The sequence below is a fragment of the Streptomyces melanogenes genome, from assembly GCF_014649795.1.
Classification (GTDB): domain Bacteria; phylum Actinomycetota; class Actinomycetes; order Streptomycetales; family Streptomycetaceae; genus Streptomyces; species Streptomyces noboritoensis.
The window spans coordinates 77,009-96,065 of record NZ_BMTS01000007.1 but is presented as its reverse complement, the minus strand read 5'-3'; the positions used below and the strand labels follow the sequence as shown (position 1 = coordinate 96,065).

Genomic DNA, 19,057 nt, shown 5'->3' with positions numbered 1-19,057 from the left:
CTTCCGCGACTACCCGGTCAGAGCTTCAGGCGGTGTACACCTCCCTGCACCGTGCCCACGTACAGCCAGCCGCCGGCCGTCGCCAGGCTGGTGGCGTTGAGGTTCTGCAGGCCGGTGGAGATGTTGTGCCAGCTGCGGCCGCCGTCCGTGGAGCGCAGGACGCCTCGGCCGCCGCGCGGCAGGGCCGCGTCCCACTGACTGGTGGTGGCCGCGTAGAGGGTGCCGCCGACCTGCAGCAGGTCGCTGACCCGCAGCGGCAGTGCGCCGGTGTCGGCGGTGCGGAAGGTCTTCCCGCCGTCCGTCGAGACCTTGATCGCGTCGCCGCCGGTCAGCATCTTCGACCCGGTGAACTCGATGGTGTCCACGCGCCCGTCGGCGACCTTGCTGATGTCGTCGCCGCCGTTGTCCGAGCGGTAGAGGCCGTCGGGGGCGCCGAGCCACAGCCGGTCCGGGTTCTTCGGGTCGCCCGCGACGGCAGTGAAGTACGTCCGGTCGTGGAGCAGGTTCTTCCAGGTGGCGCCGCCGTCCTCGGTGGAGAACAGGCCCCGGCCCAGGAGGTTTCCGTAACTGACGTACACACGGTCGGGGTCGGCGGGGTGCACCGCCATGGCGAGGACCGTGCCGTTGCTCGAGCCCTTCTCCTGCCAGGTGGCACCCGAGTCACCGCTGCGCTGCAGGTGGAAGTCGCCCCAGGCGCCGTAGCGCACCCGCCACACGACCCGCGAGTCCTTGGCCGAGGTCTGCAGCAGCCGGGTCGAGAGGCCGATCCTGCCCTCGCCACCGGTGGTGCCCCACTCCGCTCCGGCGACCGGCAGCGGCGAGCGGTGCGTGCCCTGCTGACCGGCCGCGAGCAGGTGGTCGCCGCTGACCGCGAGGGAGTTGACGGTGCCGCCCTGGACGCCGAGGCGCCGGTAGTCCTTGCCGTCCGCCGTACCCCGGTAGACACCGGCCGCGTCCGCGGAGACGGTCAGCGAGCCGTCGGCCCAGCGGTCGAAGTCGGAGGTGGTGGAGGCCTTGTTGACGGACGGGATGGTGCTCCACCGACGGCCGTGGTCGCGGCCGACCCGGATGTCCTTGCCGTAGCCGATGTACATGTCGCCGCCGGTGAGGGTCAGGCCCGTACCGCCGTATCCGTGGTTGTCCAGCGTGGCCCACGTCTTACCGCCGTCGAAGGAGCCGACGACGCCGGACCCGACCTCGTACATCGCCACGGCCACGCTGTCCGCGACGACGTTGACGGAGACCTTGCCGCCGGTGGGCTCGTACACCTTGGTGGCTTTGCCCAGGGGGCCGGAGGACAGGCCGTCGCGCTTCCACAGCGACTTGCCCGCCGAGAAGTAGAGGCTGTCACCGCCGATCGCCACGTCGTAGACGGCGTCGACGGGGATGCCGAGGGGCTCGGTGGTCCAGGTGTCGCCGCCGTCCTTGCTGAGCAGCAGGTCGGTGGCGGTGACGGCGACCAGGGTCCTGCCCGCCTCGTCGGTGAGGAAGCCGGTGATGCGTGTGTCGGGGGTGTTCAGCGTCTGCCAGGTGCGGCCGCCGTCCTCGGTGCGCAGGATCGAGCCGGCACGGGGAATGCCGGACCTGCTGTTGGACGCGTACCACCAGCGCTTGGCGTTCTTCGGGTCGATGACGGTGAAGGCCTGGCCGCCCACGTCGCCGAGCGGCAGCCTGGTGTGCTGCTGCCAGGTGGCGCCGTTGTCCTGGGTGGACCAGGGGCCGGGCTTGTTGTACTGGGTGAGGACGGCGGCGCCGGGGGCGCTGCGCGCGGTGGTGATGTCGCCGCTCTCGGAGTTGGGGCCGACGGGCTGCCAGCGGGAGCCGCGGCTGTTCGCGGGGGTGACCTCGAAGCCGTCCTGGTTGCTGGTCAGGGTCTTGCCGTCGGTGGTCCGACCATCGGCGGACACCAGGTGGGCGCCCTCGCCGCGGCCGGTGATCTCCGCCTGGTAGACGTTTCCGGCGCGCAGCGTGGTGGTGACGGTGTAGGGCCTGCCGTGCGGCGGGGTGACGGTCAGGACCGGCGGCTTCGCCAGCGGGGCCGGGGTGAGGACGACGGCCGTGGACGTGCCGTCGCTCGGGTCGGGACCGGCCTGGACGAACAACTGCCGTACGACCAGGAGGTACGGGACACGCAGTGCGGTGCCGTGCTCGGGGGTGACGGTGACCGTGCCGCTGATCTCGGCCTCGCCCGACGGGCGGTCGGCCCGCAGGGTCACGGTCGCCGTAGCGCTGGCGCCCGCCGGGATGCGCAAGGTGGCCGGGCTGACCCGGGCCTCGCCGCTCGCCTTCAGCCGGACCGTGCGGGCCCTGGTGCCGGAGTTGGTGACCGTGAGCTTCTTGCTGCCGCCCACCGTGTGCTTGGCCAGGTCGGCGAGGCCGTAGGAGAGGGTGGCCGGGGTGGTGGTGATGCCGGTGCCCGCCGCATCGGCGGCCGCGGCGACGTCGAGACGGCCGGAGCCGACGGTGCTCGTCCCGTAGTCCTTGAGCCGCTTCGTGGAGCCCACCAGCGCGGAGGTGACCTTCGCCGGGGTCTCACCGGGGTGCAGCTGGCGCAGCAGGGCGGCCGCGCCCGCGACGTGCGGTGCCGCCATCGACGTACCGGACATACGGTAGTAGCCGGGCGCGTAGAGGGACTTGGGGATGGTGGAGCGGATGTCGTAGCCGGGTGCGACCAGGTCCGGCTTCAGGTTCCACCTAAGGTCGGGGCCGCGTGAGGAGAACGAGGCGATCTGGTCGGTGACGTCCGTGCCGGTGATCGTCACCTCGACCCTGCCCTTGGCCAGACGTCGGCCGAGCTCGGCGTACTGGGTGGAGTCCATGCCCAGCATGACCATGGTGTCCATGCGCAGCGAGTCGCCGGAGTCCTTGAGGGAGGTCTGCGCGGCGAGCGGGACCGAGCCGTCGAGGGAGCGGAACTGGGGCTGGTCCTGCGCCAGGGACGGCGATGCGGCGAACACCGGGCCGCCGCCCCCGGACGGCCCGCCGATGAGAGCGACCGCGCCGTGCCGCTCGGCCTCCCGAGCCATCTCGATCTCGGTCAGGTACAGGTCCCGCGAGGACTGCGCGACCAGCATGTCGATGCGGACGGCCTTGCCCTTGACGTCGCCGACCCGCTCCCAGTCCTCCGCGGTGCCCTTGCCGACGTCGACGAGCTCGGTGGTGACGGGCTTGACGGGCGGGTTCGCGGAGACCATTCCGCGGTACGTCTGGATCTTCTCGCCGCCCTTGTAGGCGGCGCTCGGTATGCGCAGTCCGCTGATGGAGGCGCCGACCGCGATGACGCCGTCGGCGGCGGCCGGGGTGCTGATGGTGCCGCTGCCCGGGCCCTCGTTGCCTGCGGAGGCGACGACGACAACACCCGCCTTGACGGCGGCGGTCGCGGCCGCGCCGAGCGGGTCGGTGCCGTCCCCGTAGCCGCCCAGGCTCATGTTGATCACGTCGGCGCGGTGCGGATTGGCCGGGTCGATCGCGGCCTCGATACCGGCCACGATGTCCGAGGTGTAGCCCTCCCCCGCGTCGTCCATGACCTTGTACGCCACGATGCTCGCGCCCGGCGCCACACCGGTGACACCGTCCTTCTCGGCGGCCTTGCCCGCGATGATGCCCGCGACATGGGTGCCGTGGCCGTTGTCGTCCATCGGGTCGGCGTCGCCGTTGGCGAAGTCGTAGCCGCCGACGACCTTGTGGCCCGCGCCGAAACCGCCGCCGAGGTCGGGATGGGTGTAGTCGACGCCGCTGTCCAGGACGGCGACGGTGGTGCCCGTGCCGTCGGCGCTGTTGCCCGCCGGGTCCTTGCGCCGCCACACCTGCGGGGCGTTGACCAGCGGCACACTCGCATCGGTGAGCACGTGCATCTTGGCATCGGGGACCACGGAGGCCACCTCGGGCAGCCGCTTGAGCGCGGCGACCTGGGAGGCCTTCACCGTCACGGCGACCGCGTTGAGCAAGAGATTCAGGGTGCGTGGTGAACCGGTGTGCAGCCCGGCGCCCTTGGCCCGGTCGAGGAACGACTTCTGCCGGCCCGCGAGGGCGGCCCGGTCGGTGCCGATCGCCCGGGCGTCGGCGGAGCGCAGAACGCCCTTCCCGGTGGCGGCGGCCTCCCCGGTCAGCGTGACGATGACGCGCTGCTCCGGATCCTGGTGGGGGTCCGCGGTGGCGGACTGGGGTACCGCGGACAGCAGGCCGCCGAGCACGGCGACCGTCAGTGCGGCAGTGAGGGATCTTCGAGGGGTCATGCCAGACCAAGTAATCGGAATCCCGTGGTCCAGACAATGATTTGGCCTGGCCCATTGCTGCCCCTGGCACATACGGGCCAAGATCCTCACCATGCCCCAGCTCACCGCTGCCGGAATCGACCCGTTCGACGAGAGCGTCTACCGAGCGATCCTCGTCCGCCACACCGCCGCTCCCGCCGAGCTGGCCGACGATCTGTCCTGCTCGCCCGAGCGGGTCGCCCGCGCCCTGGACCGGCTGCGCGAGAACGGCCTGGTGGGGCGGCTCGCCGGAACGCGCCGCCGCTACGCGGCCATCGAGCCGGGCGCGGCCCTGGAGTCCCTGGTCCGCTCCCGTACCGCCGACCTCGACGGTGTACGGGCGGCCGCCGGGGAGCTCTCCCGGCTGTTCACCACGGCCCAGCAGGGCAGCTTCGCGCAGGTCGAAGTCATCACCGGTGGCGAGGCGTTGGGCCGCTGGTTCGTCCAGCTGCAGCAGGAGGCGCGCGAGGAGGTCATCACCCTGGACCGGCCGCCGTACGCACTCACCACCTCCAACCCGGTCGAGGCGACGGCCCTCACCCGGGGCGTCCGCTATCGCGCCGTGTACGCCCCCGAGGCCCTGGAATGGCCCGGTGTCCTGGGCGACATCCGCGAGTTGGTGCACCGTGGCGAGCAGGCCCGCGTCCTGCCCGGTCTCCGCATCAAACTGGCCATCGCGGACCGGCGCCTCGCCCTGATGCCGCTCTCGCTGGACTTCACCGCGGAGGTACGCGCGGCCGTCATCCGCCCCTCCGCCCTCCTGGACGGGCTGATCGACTACTGGGAACTCTGCTGGCGCACGGCCACCCCGCTGGACGCCCCCGCCGACGACCCCCTCAACGAGGAGGACCGCCAGATGCTCACCCTGCTGGTCGGCGGCCTCAAGGACGAGGCGATCGCCCGCCAGTTGGGCTGGTCGGTACGGACGATGCGGCGCCGGATCAGCCGCCTCCACGAGGAACTGGGCGCGGCCAACCGCTTCCAGGCGGGGGTGATCGCAGCGCGTCGGGGGTGGATATGACGCGCCTGGGGGTTTCGTGAGGGGTGTTCCTGGCGAAACACTTCCACCATGGGCTTACAACCGGTTGCCGGTCATCCTGCCGTCGCTGTCTTCCGTGAACCCCGAAGCGGGCGGCCCCTCCCGGCACTGGGCCCACGGGTCGAAGCCGAGGCGGAGCGCACCGCACACGCACTGGCCGAGATACCGACCCACGCCGGACCGATCGAGCGGACCGACGCGCTGCGGCGAGCCACCGCCGCTGTCGGTGAGTTGGTGACCGCGCTGTCGGCGCTGGCTCCGATCGTGGCCGGTGAGGACGTTCCGGCGGAGTCGACCAGTCAGTCGTACTTCCGCGTCCGTGAGGTGGAGCTGTCGGATCAGCAGGCCGCTCTGCACGGCGCCCTCGTCATCCAGCGCGGTCTGGAGGATCTGTGTGAGGCTCCGCTGTCGGGTGCCGACCTGGCGCTGGAAGTGGCCGGGATGCGGCAGGCGTTGCTCGACCTCACGGGTGCGGCGCCGGGCACCGATCCCGACCGCGCGTTGCCGATGGTCCTCCCCGAGCCCGGTGCGGGGCCGTCGCTGGAGAGTGTGTGGAGTGCCCGGTGGCTCATCGGACACCAGGTCCACGTCCTGTTCAACATCTGCGCCGCGGTCGCCGTATCCGACGCCACCCACCGACTCCGGCACGGCGACAGCGATGCCGCGCTGCTGCGGCTGGCGGATGCGACGGCGTACGTACGGGGTTTCCCGGCGGCCATGACCCACGCCAGTACGATCCCGACCGACTACTACATGGCGACGGTACGCCAGAGCATGGCGCCGCCGTCGGTGGACATGCCGTTGAGCGGGCGCCAGCATCGCGGCTACAAGCTGTTCCGGGCGGCGATGAAGGACCTGCTGGCCGTGGTTCCCGACTCCTACGAACAGTTGGCGGCCCGCGCCCCGCAGCTGGCCGAGGCACGGGGCGCGCTGCTGGAAGCCGACATCGTGGACGGTGAACGGCACGTCACCCTGGCGTACTCGATGGTGCATCTGCGCCGTTCCCTCGCCCAGCGACCCGAGGGACCCGACAACGCCGTCGCCGAACTACGGCTGATGCGCCATCGCCGCGCGGCCCAGTACGCCCCGCTGATCCGCTTCGGGGACCACTACGTCGCCGACGCGGTGGCCGGCCTGCGCCACTCGTGAGTCCGCGCGTCCGACGCCCACACCCGGCAGGAGACCTGATGCCCGAGATGACGCCCGGCACCACCCGCAGCACTGCCGCCGACTGGGAACTCGAACCGGCCGATGCCGACGTGTGCGAGCAAGTGGCCCGCACGCTGTGCACCGGCGGGGACGACCAGATCGACAGCCCGAAGTGGCTGGCACGGGCCCGGGACGCCTGGGAGGACCTTCCGCTGCTGCTGCGCCGGGAAGTACGCCGGTTCCGCAGGGAGTCCGGCCCGCACGGCACCTTGGTCATTGGCGGGCTGCCCATCGATGAGGCGGCCCTACCCGCGACACCGGCCCTGCCCAACTCGGTCCAGCGCCGGGTCACCGTCCCGGCCGCGATACTCACGATGGTGGCCTGCGGGCTCGGCGAGCCGCTCGCCTACCTCGCCGAGAAGTCCGGCGCCCTCGTCCAGGACGTCGTGCCCGTGCCCGGGCAGGAGACCTTCCACGGCAACGCCGGTTCGGCGCCGCTCTCCTTCCACACCGAGAACGGCTTCCATCCCCACCCGCCCGACTACGTGGTCTTCCTGTGCCTGCGCGCCGACCACGACCGTACGGCCGGTCTGCGCACCGCCGGTATCCGCGAAGCACTGCCACTGCTCACCCCGACCGACCGGCAGGCCCTGTTCGCACCGGAGTTCATCACCACACCGCCGCCCTCCTTCAGCCCCGACGCGTCCGCGAACACGCCCGAGGCCACGCCCGTGCTGTCAGGTGCGGCCGAGGACCCCGACATCCGCATGGCCCAGCTGGTCACGACCCCGCTCACCCCGCGGGCCACCGCGGCGCTGAGCGCGTTCGGCCGCGCCTGCGAGGCGACCGCCCGCACCCTGCGCCTGACCCCCGGCGACCTGGTCGTCATCGACAACCGCGTCACCGTCCACGGCCGCACCGCCTTCCACCCCCGCTACGACGGAGCGGACCGCTGGCTGCAACGCACCTACGTCACCACCGACCTGCGCCGCTCCCGCGACCACCGCCCGGACGACGGCCACGTACTGGACCGCTGACCAGCGCGAAGGGCAGGGACCGACCCGCGCGGGCCGACTGCACTGTCAGCGCGGGCCCTCCACCGAGGCGAGTGGGACGCCGACGGGCCGCAGCACCGCGTCGACCACGGCCTCCACGAAGCCTTCTCCGGCCGGGAGTTGCCGTAGCAGGATCCGCATCCACACGGCGCCCGCGATGAGGTCGACGAGCAGGGCGGGGTCCGCGTCCGCCGCCAGTTCGCCGCGGGCGACGGCACGGGCGAACAGTGGCCGTTCCTGTTCGAGGCGGTCGGCGAAGAAGTCCCGGGCGAGGAGGGCGAGTTCGTCCTGGGCGCCGCCGCTGAGCATGGCACGGGCGACGAGGCCGGTGCGCTCTCCGTTCACCAGGCGGGCCATCTGTCCGGCAAGCGCGATCAGATCGCCCCGGAGGGTTCCGGTGTCGGGAATGTCGATGTCGAGCACCCGGGAGCGGAGCAGCGCGGCCCGCAGCAGTGGGCCCTTGGACGGCCACCACCGGTAGATCGTCGTCTTGTTCACCCCCGCCCTCTCGGCGACGGCCTCCACGGTCAGCTTCTGGTAGCCGCGTTCGATGAGGAGTTCCAACGTGGCCTCGTGGATACGTTCGGCGGCGCGCGGACCGGTGCCCGCCGTGCGTCGCCGGGAACTGCTCGTACTGGATTCACCCATGCGGATACCGTAAAACACAACGCAACGTTGCGTTGCACTTCTTGAGGGGGAAGCATGACTCGTGCACGGCACAGGACACCTGCGCATCCGGCGGCGTCCGCGGGGACACACGTCGTACCCACCGGTGTCTACTGGGGGTTGTTCGCGGCCTGGGCGGTCAACGATGCGGAGGAGCTGCTCACCATGGCTCCCTGGTCCCGCTCCGCCGTGCCGCGCCTCAAGGCCCGCTTCCCGCGCGTCCCGGACGCGATGTGGAGCCGGATGGAGGTCACCCAGCCCCAGGTGAACACCGCGATCGGCCTGATGGCCCTGCTGATGGCAGCCGCGGCGGCGGACGGCGCCCGCACCCAGGGGCGCAGCGCGTTCTTCCGCACCGTCCTGACCGGCTTCGGCCTCCACGGCGTGGCGCACGTCGCCCAGTCGGCCGCCTATCACGGCCCGACCCCGGGCGTGGCGACCTCGCCCACCGTGGTGATCCCGTACAGCCTGTGGGCCCTGTCCCATCTGCGCCGCGCGGGCCTCCCACCCGCCTCCCGGGCCCTCGGCCTCGCCCTGTTGCCCGTGGCGACAGGCACGGTGCACACGCTGGCGCGGCGCCTGACGCGGACGACGAGGCAGGCCGCATAAACCGCTGGGGGTGCACTGCCACGGCATCAAATGGATACTCGAAGTAGACACGCCTTTCGCCTCTGCCTGCATGCGCGCGGCGCGGACAGCGGAACCGCTCGCCATTCGGCGCGGGCTGCGCGCCGGGAGGCACCTTTCGCTCCATTCGGCTGTGAGCGGGGCTCAACGGCCGCTCAACGGCCGCTCCTCTTTCGCTTTCGCGCGAGGTATCCGATGACCAGGACCTGCCGCCCCAACTGCATCGTTCCCCCGCTCCTTCTCGAAAAGCTCCTGAGAAGCGACAAGACCGAGGTGCACCAAGCCGCCTTGGACACCTTGCTGACCACCGCAGGGTTGCGTGGTGAGCGCGCTGTCCGGGCGTCCTTCGCCGGTACCGCCACCCCCGGCAACGGCCGACGTACCGTCTTCGACTGCCAGAACGGCAGGTCGCTGCCCGTGTCCGCGCTGGCCCGCTCGGAAGACGGACCGGCGTCCACCGACGATTCCGTCAACCGGGCGTTCGACGGCCTCGGTACGACGCACGACTTCTACCACGAGGTGTTCAACCGCAATTCCATCGACGACCGGGGGATGCGCCTGGACGGATACGTCCACTTCAGCGCGAAGTACAACAACGCGTTCTGGGACGGGCAGCAGATGGTCTTCGGCGACGGAGACGGAGAGGTGTTCACCGACTTCACCGGCTCCCTCGACGTGATCGCCCACGAATTGACGCACGGAGTCACCGAGAACACGGCGGGCCTCGCCTATCACGACCAGTCCGGAGCCCTCAACGAGTCCATCTCGGACGTCTTCGGGTCGCTGGTCAAGCAGTGGTTCCGAAAGGAGTCGGCCGACACGGCGGACTGGCTGATCGGACCCGAGGTCTTCACCCCGGGAATCGACGCCGACGCCCTGCGATCGATGAAAGCCCCGGGCCAGGCCTACGACAACGCCCTGTTCGGCAAGGACCCCCAGCCCGACCACATGAGCAGGTTCGTCCACCTGCCGGACACCGAGAGGGGCGACAACGGCGGAGTGCACATCAACTCCGGCATCCCGAACAAGGCGTTCTACCTCACCGCGACGGGCATCGGCGGATTCGCCTGGGAGGCCGCCGGGCTCATCTGGTACGAAGCGCTCAAGGCCTCCACCGCCGAAACCCAGTTCCAGGACTTCGCGGACACCACCTACCAGAAGGCCGAGGCGCTGTACGGGGCCGGCAGCGCCGAGCAGTTGGCCGTGCTGGCGGCGTGGCAGGAAGTGGGCATCCAGATCACCGGGGTCCCGGCCGGGGTCGCCCGAACGCGTAGCCGCGCGGGCAACCGCAACGGCAGCACGGGCCGACAGGACGGCCTGACGGCCTTGGCCAAGCAGATCGGGATACTCACCACCCAGGTGACGTCGCTGGCCAAGGACGTGGCCGCGCTGAAGGGGAAAAAGTGACCGCCGGTGGTTGATACGGATTCCACCCCTCGGACGATCGTGACAGCGAACAGCGCCGCTCCGCCGGCCGGGAGGTGGGGACGACGAAGGTGACGCTGGAGACTCACGGCGGGCAGGCGGCGGCGATCAACCTCCGCCTCCCGCCCAAGGTGCTGGACACCGACACCCTGCCCGAAGACGCCTCGGCAGAGCTGGCCCGGCTGGTCGCGGGAGCCGTCCCGGAACCCGCGGCGGAACGGCCCGACCGCGCCCGAGACGCGATGAGCTACACGATCACGGTGGAAGACGGCGGCCGGTCGACCGTTCTGACCCAGTCCGACACCACCATGTCCCCGGCGTTCGCGTCCTTGCTCAGCTGGCTGGAGAACCACTTCGCGCAGCAGTAGGACACGGTCCACTGCCGAAGTGGCACCTCGTCGGCCTTACTTGGACTCGACGCGTCCGAGCGGGTTGGGCCCGGCCGTCAGCGCGTCACACGCCTGCTGCCAAGCGGGATCGCCGGGGTAGAGCGCGCTGCGGAGGTAGGCCCAGGTGAGCCGCTGGACCGCCGACACCCGCTCCGGGCTCTCGTCCGTGGTCTCGGCGACGTCGTATCCGGAGACACCGCCGAGTCCGTGCTCCGCGTCGAACAGGGTGGGCATCTCCGCCCCTGCCGGGTGCGGCGAGCAGAACGCCCGCCTTGATCCGGGGTTCGGCCAGGTCCACCTCCGTTCCGTCCTCGGGATCGGTGAGGCGGGCGCCCAGCAGCAGGCTCGCGGTGTGGCCGCCCATCGAGTGCCCGGCCACGGCTGTCCTGCTTCGGTCGAGGCGCCCGCGGAGCTGGGGGACGGCGGCCTCGATCGCGTCGAGCTGGTCCAGGATGTACGTGATGTCCTCGGCCCGCGATCGCCAGTGCATCGGCGCCCCCGGGGTATCGGGGTCCAGGATCCGGCTCAGCGTCATGGAGCTCAGGTGGGTCGGCTGGATCACGACGAAGCCGTGCGCGGCCCAGTAGTCGGCGAGGGGGGCGTAGCCGTTCAGCGAGGAGAGGTGGTTCGAGTAGCCCTGGCCGTGCGAGAGGACGACGATCGGCAGTTCGCCTCCGGTCACGGGCGCGGAGACCCGTACGTCCAGGTCCACGGCCCGGCCGGGAGCCGGGAGCACCACCGGGCTGACCGACAGGACGGGGACGGGCGAAGCGGCGGGGGTGGATGAGTAGGTCGATGCACTCATGGTGGGTGTTTCCCTTCGGTGGCCTCAGCCGCCGGTCTCGTTCGGGCGGCGGCGGTGAGGCGGTCGGGAGTGTCCGGCTCCGGCTAGACTCAAGTGGAGCACTGTTCCACTTACTATATGGAACACTGCTCCGCTTTGTAAACGGTGCAGTGTTCCGTTTTTTCGCGGACCTGGGAAGGAGACGCTGGTGCCCAGTACAAGCCAGTCCGGGGAGGGGCCGGCCCGCAGCAAGCGGGCCGACGCCCAGCGCAACCAGCAGACGCTGTTGGCCGCCGCCGCGGACGTGTTCGTCACCTCCGGCGTCGACGCCCCGATCCGCGAGATCGCGGCGCGGGCGGGCGTCGGGATGGGCACGATCTACCGGCACTTCCCGACCCGGTCCGATCTCGTCGTCGCCGTCTACCGCCACCAGGTCGAGGCGTGCGCCGAAGCCGGCCCGAGCCTGCTGGCCGACGCCGGCTCTCCCCTTGCCGCACTCCGGCAGTGGACCGACCTCTTCGTCGACTTCCTGGTCACCAAGCACGGACTCGCCAACGCCCTGCAGTCGGACAGCAGCGGTTTCGCCGCGCTGCACACCTACTTCCTGGACCGCCTGGTGCCCGTCTGCGCGCAGTTGCTCGACGCCGCCGTCGGCGCGGGCGAGATCCGGCCCGGGACGCACGCGTACGAGCTGATGCGCGGCATCGGCAACCTCTGCATCGGACGCGACAGCGACGCCGGTTACGACCCTCGCCGCATGGTCGCGCTACTCCTTCGGGGGTTGCGGCAACCGTAGAGCTGAACGGCGTAAGACTTTCGTCACCAGCACGAAGGCCCGTACGGCCCCCTGATTCCGGTTAGCTGGACGGGAGAAGGGGGCTCACCTCTTCGCACGACAAGAGAGAGGGAGTCATGCGCACGGTCACCGCACTGGTTGCTTTCCTGAGGAAGCCCCTGGGTATCGTCCTGTCGGGGCTCGCGGTAGTGCTGCTGGCCGTGGGCCTGTACGGGTTCCAGCCGTGGAAGCTGTGGGTGGACGAGACGGTCCACGACGCGCTGCCGACCGCCGCGTCCACCACCGGTGCGCGGCCGATACCGTCCGTCCTCGCGACCGGCGAGCTGATCAGCCACGAGCACACCACGAAGGGGTCCGTGCGCGTCCTCCAACTCCCGGACGGCACCAGGACGTTGCGTCTGGAGGGCCTGGACACCAGCAACGGCCCCGACCTCCGGGTCCTGGTCACCGATGCGCCGGTGAAGAAGGGCACGGCGGGCTGGCGGGTCTTCGACGACGGCAAGCACGTCAGCCTCGGCAAGCTCAAGGGCAACAAGGGCGACCAGAACTACGCCCTGCCGGCCGACCTCGACCTGGCCACCTACACCAGCGTCAGCATCTGGTGCGACCGCTTCGACGTCTCCTTCGGCGCGGCGGAGCTGAAGCGCGCGGCATGAGTCGTGCGGGCACTCAGCAGCCCCGCCTCCACCGCTCCAACGCGGCCCGGGTCGGTGGATCGGCGCCCTCGCGCAGACAGGTCAGCGCGGCGGCGCCGGTCGCCCCGACCAGCGCCGAGGCCAGGACGTCGGCCGCCGCCCGGCCGCCGAGGCGCACGCGCGGGGTCCCGGCGTGCGGCGCCGCGCCCAGGAGGCCGCCGTCGAGGAGCCCGCTGAGCAGCCCGGAGGTGAAGGCGTCCCCCGCCCCCACCGTGTCCGTGACGCGTACGGCCGCCGCGGGCAGCTCGCAGCCGCCGTCCCGCCACCGCGCCAGGGCGCCGTCCGGGCCGAGCGTGACGACCACGAGCGAGGGGCCCGATTCCAGCCAGGCACGGGCGATGCCGTCGACGTCCTGCCCCGGATACAGCCAGGCGAGGTCCTCGTGGCTGGCCTTCACGACATCGCTGAGGGCGACGAACCGTTCGACCCGTGGGCGCTCCTCGGCCGGTGTCCCCAGCAGCATGGGCCGGATGTTGGGGTCGTACGACACGGTGCCGGCCCGCCGGGCCGCCTCCACCGACTTCAGAACGCGGTCGGCGCCGGGGGCGAGGGCGGTGGCCAGCGACCCCGTGTGCACATGGAACGGCCCGACGGGCACCTCCGGGGCCTCCCAGACGATGTCGAAGTCGTACGTCGCCGCGCCGCCCGCGTCCAAGTGGGCCGTGGCCGTGGAGGTCGGCCCGGGGACGACGGAGCCCTCCGTCAACTCGACTCCGCTGTGCCGCAGATGGGCCAGGATGTCCCGGCCTGCGAGGTCGTCGCCCACCCTCGTGGCGAGTCGTACGCGATGGCCCAGGCGGGCGAGGCCGACCGCCGCGTTGGCGGGGCTGCCGCCGGGCCGGGCGCTGCGGGTGCCGTCGGCCCGCACCAGGATGTCGACGAGTGCCTCGCCGATGACGAGGACCGGCGCACGGGCGCTGTCCGGCGCGACCGCGGTCACGGCGTGATGAGGATCTTGCGGCCTTGTCCGGCCTGGAACTGTTGGAGCGCGGCGGCGTAGTCCAGCAGCGGGAACCGGTGGCTGATGAAGACGTCCGGGTCGAGGACCCCTGCCGCGAAGAGGTCGGCGGCCCGCTCGAAGCTGTGCAGCACGGCCATGGAACCGGTGATGGTGATCTCCTGGTTGTAGATGCGGTACGGCTCGATGGTGGCGCGGGCCGCGTAGTCGGCGACGCCGAACTGGAGGTAGGTGCCGCCCCTGGCCACCCTGCCGATGGCGTCCTGGATGGCCCGTTCGCTGCCGGTGGCGTCGATGACGACGTCCCAGCCGCGCGGCCGCTCGATCTCGTCGGCTGTCGCCGCGGCGTGCGTGCACCCCAGTTTCCGTGCGGTGTCGAGGCGTTGGGGGTTGATGTCGAGGACGTCGACGGTGGCGGCGCCGGTGCGCTTGGCGAGCTCCAGCATCATCAGGCCCATCGTGCCGGACCCGTAGATCAGGACGTGGGAGGCCATCGGGGTGCGCAGCACATCGTAGCCGCGTACCGCGCAGGAGAGCGGTTCGATCAGGGCCGCGTCCTCGGTGCGGATGTGGTCGGGGAGCCGGACGCAGTTCGCGGCGGGTGCGACGGCGAACTCGGCGGCCGCGCCGGAGGTGGTGACGCCGATCGCGGCGTAGCGCTCGCACAGGTTGTTGCGGCCCAGGCGGCAGTAGTGGCACTCGTTGCAGTAGAGAGAGGGGTCGGCGGCGACCCGGTCGCCGACGGCCAGTTCGTGCACCCGGGTGCCGACGGCGACGACCGTTCCGGCGAACTCGTGGCCGGGCACCACGGGCAGCGAGGGGGCGAACTCGCCCTGGAGGATGTGCAGGTCGGTGCCGCACAGTCCGCACGCGGCGACCTGTATCACCACCTCCCGGGGGCCGGGCGCCGGGTCGTCGACGGTCTGGATCGACACGGCTCCGGGGGCGCTGATGACGGCGGCTTTCACTTGACTGCTCCAAGGGACAGGCCCTGGACCAGTTTGTCCTGGGCGGCGAACCCGGCAACGAGCACCGGCAGCGAGACGCAGACGGCGGCGGCGCACACCTTGGCCAGGAACAGGCCCTGGCTGGTGACGAAGCCGGTGAGGAAGACCGGGGCGGTGCCGGCGACGACGCCGGTGAGGACCCGGGCGAACAGCAGCTCGTTCCAGCTGAAGATGAAGGAGATCAGGGCGGTGGCGGCGATGCCGGGTGCCGCCACCGGGCCGACGATGCGGATCAGGACGGTCGGCAGTCCCGCCCCGTCGATGGAGGCGGCCTCCAGGATCTCGACGGGCACCTCGGCGAGGAAGGACCGCATCATCCACACGGCGATCGGCAGGTTCATCGAGGTGTAGAGGACGACCAGGAGCCAGATGTTGTCGAGCAGCCCGGCGTTCTTGGCGATGAGGTAGACGGGCAGCAGTCCCGCGACGGCGGGCAGCATCTTCGTGGACAGGAAGAAGAACAGGACGTCGGTCCACTTGCGGACCGGTTTGATCGAGAGGGCGTAGGCGGCGGGGATCGCCAGGGCGAGCACGAGCGCGGTCGACACCAGGCTCGCGGTGAGGGAGTTGACCAGCGGCGGCCAGGGGCTGGTGCCGGTGCCCGCGCCGAAGAACTCCCGGTATCCCTGGAGGGTGAGGGGGGCGCCCACGCTCGGCGGGTTGGTCGCGGCGTCGGGTTCGCTGTGCAGGGAGGTCAGCACCATCCAGCCGAACGGCAGGAAGAAGAACAGACCGCAGGCCCAGGCGGCGATGCCCCAGGCGCCGCGCCGGACGGTTCCCCGGATCGAGGTCACCGGGTCTCCTCTCGGAACAGGGAGGACACCGTGCGCAGCGCGAAGGTGGCCACGACCATGGTGCAGGCGACGACGATGACGCCCTCCGCCGATGCCTGGCCGTAGTCGTGCGCCTGGAAGAACGTCGCGTACACGGTGTAGGGGAGGTTGGCGGTGCCGAGGCCGCCGGAGGTGAGGGTGAAGACGGCGTCGAAGTTCTGCACCACGTAGATGCTGCCGAGCAGGGCGGCGAGTTCCAGGTAGCGGCGCAGGTGGGGGAAGGTGAGGTGGCGGAAGATCTGCCCCCTGCTCGCTCCGTCGACGCGGGCCGCCTCGACGATGTCCGGCGGGCGGCTCTGCAGCCCGGCGAGCAGGATGAGCATCATGAACGGGGTCCACTGCCAGATCAGCGACACCTCGACGGCGATGAGGGGGTTCGACGTCATCCAGTCGGGCTGGGGGGCGCTGTCGCTGCCGAAGAGCTGCCACAGCCAGTTCAGCGAGCCGTTGAGGAAGCCGTACGAGGCGTTGTAGAGGGCGTGCTTCCACAGCAGCGCGGAGGCGACCGGGACGACGAGGAACGGGGCGATCAGCATGGTGCGCACGATGCCCCGGCCGAGGAACTTCCGGTCCAGGAGCAGGGCGAGGCCGAGCCCGAGGAACAGGCTGACCAGCACGACGGCGGCGGTCAGGACGACCGTGGTGACGATGGAGGAGCGCAGGTCGGGGTCGGTGAAGGCGGCCTTGTAGTTGTCGAGGCCGCCGAACGCACGCCGGTCCGGCTCGAGCGCGTTCCACCGCATGAAGGAGATCACCAGGGTGCCCAGGAAGGGGAGTTGGGTGACCACGACGAGGAAGACCAGGGCGGGCAGCAGGGGTGCGCGGCGGGCCCAGGAGCCGCGCGGCCGCGGTGCGGTGCCCAGGGCGGGCAGCCGCACGCGGCGGGCGGGCCGGGCGAGGGGTGGGGCGGTCATCACTGTCCCTTGTGCTTGTCGGCGACCTTCTGGGCGCGGTCCTGGCCGTTGTCGAGGGCGGCGGCGACGCTCGTCTTCCCGGCGATGGCGGCGCTGATCTGCTGGGAGACACGGGTGCCGAGATCGGTGAACTCGGGGATGCCGACGAACTGGATGCCGGGTGCCGGGCGGGGCTGGACGCCGGGGGCGAGCGGGTCCGCGGCGGTCAGCGCGTCCTTGGTGGCGGTGGCGAACGCCTTGGCGGCGGCCACGTAGTTCGGGTTGGCGTACGTCGAGGCGCGCTTGCCCGCCGGGACCTTCGACCAGCCGAGCTGTTCGCCGACCAGCTTCTCGTAGTCCTTGCCGGAGGCCCAGGAGATGAACTTCCAGGCGTCGTCCTGGTGTTTGCTCGCCTTCTGCAGGCCCCAGGCCCAGGTGTAGAGCCAGCCGGAGCTCTTGGTCTTCTCGACCGGCGCGGGCACGTATCCGATCTTGCCGGCGACCGGTGAGCCGGTGGCTTCCAGGGCTCCGGCGGCGGAGGTGGCGTCGTACCACATGGCCACCTTGCCCTGGGTCATGTCGTTGAGGCACTCGGTGAAGCCCGCCTGGGGCGCGCCCGCCTCGCCGTGTGCGCGGACCAGGTCCACGTAGAAGGCGACGGCCTTGGTGAACTCGGGGCTGTTCACCTTGGGGGTCCAGTCCTTCTCGAACCAGGTGCCGCCCATGGTGTTCACGACGGTGGTGACCGGTGCCATCACCTCGCCCCAGCCGGGCTGGCCGCGCAGACAGATGCCCTTCATGCCGGACCGCGCCCCGTCGGCCCGGGCGGCGAGGGCGGCGACCTGGGTCCAGGTGGGGTGCTCGGGCATGGTGAGGTTCTTCGCGGCGAAGACGTCCTTGCGGTACATGAGGAAGGACGATTCGCCGTAGAAGGGCTGCGCGTACATCTGCCCCTGAGCGGTCAGGGACTCCCGGATGGCGGGCAGGACGTCGTTCTGGTCGAAGGCGGCGTCGCCCTTCGCCCGGTCGGTGAGCGGGGAGAGCCAGCCGTTCTTGGCGTAGATCGGCGCCTCGTAGTTGCTGATGGTGGCCACGTCGTACTGCCCGGCCTGGCTGGCGAAGTCCTGGCTGATCTTGTCGCGTACGTCGTTCTCGGGCAGGACGGTGAAGTTGACCTTGATCCCGGTGGACTTGGTGAAGTGCTCGGCGGTGAGCTTCTGCAGGTCGACCATCTGCGGGTTGTTGACCATGAGGACGTTGACGGAGTGCGAGCCGGAGTCGCCGCCCCCGCCACCGGCACCGGAGCACGCGGCGAGCAGCGCGCCGCACACGCCCACGGCCGTCAGGGCCGCGCCGCGCCTGGTTGTCACCATGCTGCATCATCTCTCTCTGAATGGACGTGCTCATGACACAACCCTCGATGTGCGGCCATGCCTGCGAGCGGGTGGGCCGGCGGGTCAGACCCGGACGACCTGGGGGCCGAGCAGCGCGTAGCGGTGGGCCTCGGCGGTGGACAGACCGGTGTCGGTGATGATCGTCTCGAAGTCGGAGACCTCGGCGAAGCGGCAGAAGCTGCTCGCGCCGAACTTTCCGTGGTGCCCCATGAACACGCGCCTTCGGGACACGGCCAGCGCCTTCGCCTTGACCTCGGCGACGGCGGGATCGGGGGTGGTGAGGCCGAACTCCCTGGAGATCCCGTTGGACCCCAGATAGGCCAGGTCGATGACGAAGCCGGAGAGCATCGCCGAGGCCCACGACCCGACGGAGGCCAGGGTCCGGGCGCGCACCCGCCCGCCGATGAGCAGGACGGTGGTGTTGACGGAGTCGGCGATCGCCGCGGCCGTCGGCAGCGAGGCGGTCACCACCGTCAGCGGACGGTCGGTCGGCAGCAGGGAAGCGAGGATCTGGGGCGTGTACCCCTCGTCCACGAAGACGGTCTCCGCTCCCCCCAGCAGCTTGACGGCCTCGGCCGCGATACGGCGCTTGTCCTCCACGTGCAGGGTCACCCGCTGGGCGAGGTTGGTCTCGAAGCCCGCGCTCTCCACCGGGTAGGCCCCGCCGTGCGTGCGACGCACCAGACCGCGGCGCTCCAGCTCGCTCAGATCCCGCCGGATCGTCTCGGGGGCGACCCCGAACACCGCCGCCACGCCCGCGACTTCGACCCGGCCCTCCTGGCGCGCCAGGGTCAGGAGCTTTTGGTGCCGCTCTTCCGAACGCATACGACCTCCCGCCCTTCGCTGCCCGTTCGGGCAATCGACGCCCGAATGGGCCCGCCAAGTTTTATACCGCCGCCGCACGCCCGCACACCTGCCCGTTCCTCGCCGGAGCTTGCCCGTCTCTGCCCGTTTCGGTACGGCCCGATGCCCCCCTGGTCAGCACCGGGCGGCACATCCGTACGGCACGGGCGCCCGGCCGCACCCAAAGGGGGAGCCGAATCGGGCCGGAGGGCATGGCTCGATGAACCGCTTCCGCGCGCCGCCCGTCAGCC

At 71.0% G+C, this 19,057-nt stretch carries 16 protein-coding genes and 1 pseudogene; 8 read left to right on the top strand and 9 right to left on the bottom strand.

Features of this window, described 5'->3' with window-relative positions; all coding sequences use genetic code 11:
- Positions 1 to 17 precede the first annotated feature (17 nt).
- Positions 18 to 4,235 (bottom strand): S8 family serine peptidase, encoded by a 4,218-nt coding sequence (locus tag IE252_RS43965; RefSeq protein ID WP_190090275.1) that lies wholly within the window; start codon positions 4,233 to 4,235, stop codon positions 18 to 20.
- 91 nt (positions 4,236 to 4,326) lie between these two features.
- Between IE252_RS43965 and IE252_RS17070 the strand changes: the two genes are divergently transcribed.
- Genes IE252_RS17070 through IE252_RS17060 form a run of 3 tightly spaced genes read left to right on the top strand, consistent with a single transcriptional unit; the run spans position 4,327 to position 7,478 of the window.
- Positions 4,327 to 5,274: a helix-turn-helix domain-containing protein gene (locus IE252_RS17070; protein WP_229848470.1), complete on the top strand. Its 948-nt coding sequence runs from the start codon at positions 4,327 to 4,329 to the stop codon at positions 5,272 to 5,274.
- Between the two features lie 48 nt (positions 5,275 to 5,322).
- Positions 5,323 to 6,441, top strand: a complete 1,119-nt coding sequence (locus tag IE252_RS17065; protein WP_190090274.1) for a 3-methyl-L-tyrosine peroxygenase-related protein — start codon at positions 5,323 to 5,325, stop codon at positions 6,439 to 6,441.
- A gap of 38 nt (positions 6,442 to 6,479) precedes the next feature.
- Positions 6,480 to 7,478 (top strand): clavaminate synthase family protein, encoded by a 999-nt coding sequence (locus tag IE252_RS17060; RefSeq protein WP_190090273.1) that lies wholly within the window; start codon positions 6,480 to 6,482, stop codon positions 7,476 to 7,478.
- A gap of 45 nt (positions 7,479 to 7,523) precedes the next feature.
- On the opposite strand, the gene IE252_RS17055 is transcribed toward IE252_RS17060, so the two are convergent.
- Positions 7,524 to 8,144 (bottom strand): TetR/AcrR family transcriptional regulator, encoded by a 621-nt coding sequence (locus IE252_RS17055; RefSeq protein ID WP_190090272.1) that lies wholly within the window; start codon positions 8,142 to 8,144, stop codon positions 7,524 to 7,526.
- Between the two features lie 54 nt (positions 8,145 to 8,198).
- On the opposite strand from IE252_RS17055, the gene IE252_RS17050 reads away from it, so the two are divergent.
- The 3 genes from IE252_RS17050 to IE252_RS17040 all read left to right on the top strand — a co-directional run bounded on the left by IE252_RS17050 (position 8,199) and on the right by IE252_RS17040 (position 10,582).
- Positions 8,199 to 8,771: an HXXEE domain-containing protein gene (locus IE252_RS17050; protein ID WP_190090271.1), complete on the top strand. Its 573-nt coding sequence runs from the start codon at positions 8,199 to 8,201 to the stop codon at positions 8,769 to 8,771.
- 306 nt (positions 8,772 to 9,077) lie between these two features.
- Positions 9,078 to 10,196: a M4 family metallopeptidase gene (locus IE252_RS17045; protein WP_229848468.1), complete on the top strand. Its 1,119-nt coding sequence runs from the start codon at positions 9,078 to 9,080 to the stop codon at positions 10,194 to 10,196.
- An 89-nt stretch (positions 10,197 to 10,285) separates the two neighbouring features.
- Complete coding sequence (locus tag IE252_RS17040) at positions 10,286 to 10,582, top strand: protealysin inhibitor emfourin (RefSeq protein ID WP_229848466.1); 297 nt, start codon at positions 10,286 to 10,288, stop codon at positions 10,580 to 10,582.
- 36 nt (positions 10,583 to 10,618) lie between these two features.
- On the opposite strand, the pseudogene IE252_RS17035 reads toward IE252_RS17040, so the two are convergent.
- Positions 10,619 to 11,408, bottom strand: a pseudogene (locus IE252_RS17035) (alpha/beta hydrolase family protein).
- 187 nt (positions 11,409 to 11,595) lie between these two features.
- On the opposite strand from IE252_RS17035, the gene IE252_RS17030 reads away from it, so the two are divergent.
- Both IE252_RS17030 and IE252_RS17025 read left to right on the top strand, forming a co-directional pair.
- On the top strand, positions 11,596 to 12,183 hold the full coding sequence (locus IE252_RS17030) for a TetR/AcrR family transcriptional regulator (RefSeq protein ID WP_190090269.1): 588 nt from the start codon (positions 11,596 to 11,598) through the stop codon (positions 12,181 to 12,183).
- A 116-nt stretch (positions 12,184 to 12,299) separates the two neighbouring features.
- Entirely contained in the window at positions 12,300 to 12,839 is a 540-nt protein-coding gene (locus IE252_RS17025) for a DM13 domain-containing protein (RefSeq protein WP_190090268.1), read from the top strand.
- 13 nt (positions 12,840 to 12,852) lie between these two features.
- Here the strand turns inward: IE252_RS17025 and IE252_RS17020 are convergent, their stop codons facing one another.
- From IE252_RS17020 to IE252_RS16995, 6 genes are all read right to left on the bottom strand, one after another.
- Positions 12,853 to 13,818, bottom strand: coding sequence for a carbohydrate kinase family protein (locus tag IE252_RS17020; RefSeq protein ID WP_190090267.1), 966 nt, complete (start codon positions 13,816 to 13,818; stop codon positions 12,853 to 12,855).
- Entirely contained in the window at positions 13,815 to 14,804 is a 990-nt protein-coding gene (locus IE252_RS17015; RefSeq protein WP_190090266.1) for a zinc-dependent alcohol dehydrogenase family protein, read from the bottom strand. The genes IE252_RS17020 and IE252_RS17015 overlap by 4 nt, the downstream gene beginning before the upstream one ends.
- A complete protein-coding gene (locus IE252_RS17010; RefSeq protein WP_190090265.1) occupies positions 14,801 to 15,637 on the bottom strand; it encodes a carbohydrate ABC transporter permease in 837 nt (278 codons plus the stop codon). The genes IE252_RS17015 and IE252_RS17010 overlap by 4 nt, the downstream gene beginning before the upstream one ends.
- Complete coding sequence (locus tag IE252_RS17005; protein WP_190090264.1) at positions 15,634 to 16,590, bottom strand: carbohydrate ABC transporter permease; 957 nt, start codon at positions 16,588 to 16,590, stop codon at positions 15,634 to 15,636. Before IE252_RS17005 ends, IE252_RS17010 begins: the two co-directional genes overlap by 4 nt.
- The gene (locus IE252_RS17000; protein WP_190090263.1) at positions 16,590 to 17,942 is read right to left on the bottom strand and encodes an ABC transporter substrate-binding protein; all 1,353 of its coding nucleotides are present in this window, start codon (positions 17,940 to 17,942) and stop codon (positions 16,590 to 16,592) included. Before IE252_RS17000 ends, IE252_RS17005 begins: the two co-directional genes overlap by 1 nt.
- An 84-nt stretch (positions 17,943 to 18,026) precedes the next feature.
- The gene (locus IE252_RS16995; protein ID WP_190090262.1) at positions 18,027 to 18,788 is read right to left on the bottom strand and encodes a DeoR/GlpR family DNA-binding transcription regulator; all 762 of its coding nucleotides are present in this window, start codon (positions 18,786 to 18,788) and stop codon (positions 18,027 to 18,029) included.
- Positions 18,789 to 19,057 lie beyond the last annotated feature (269 nt).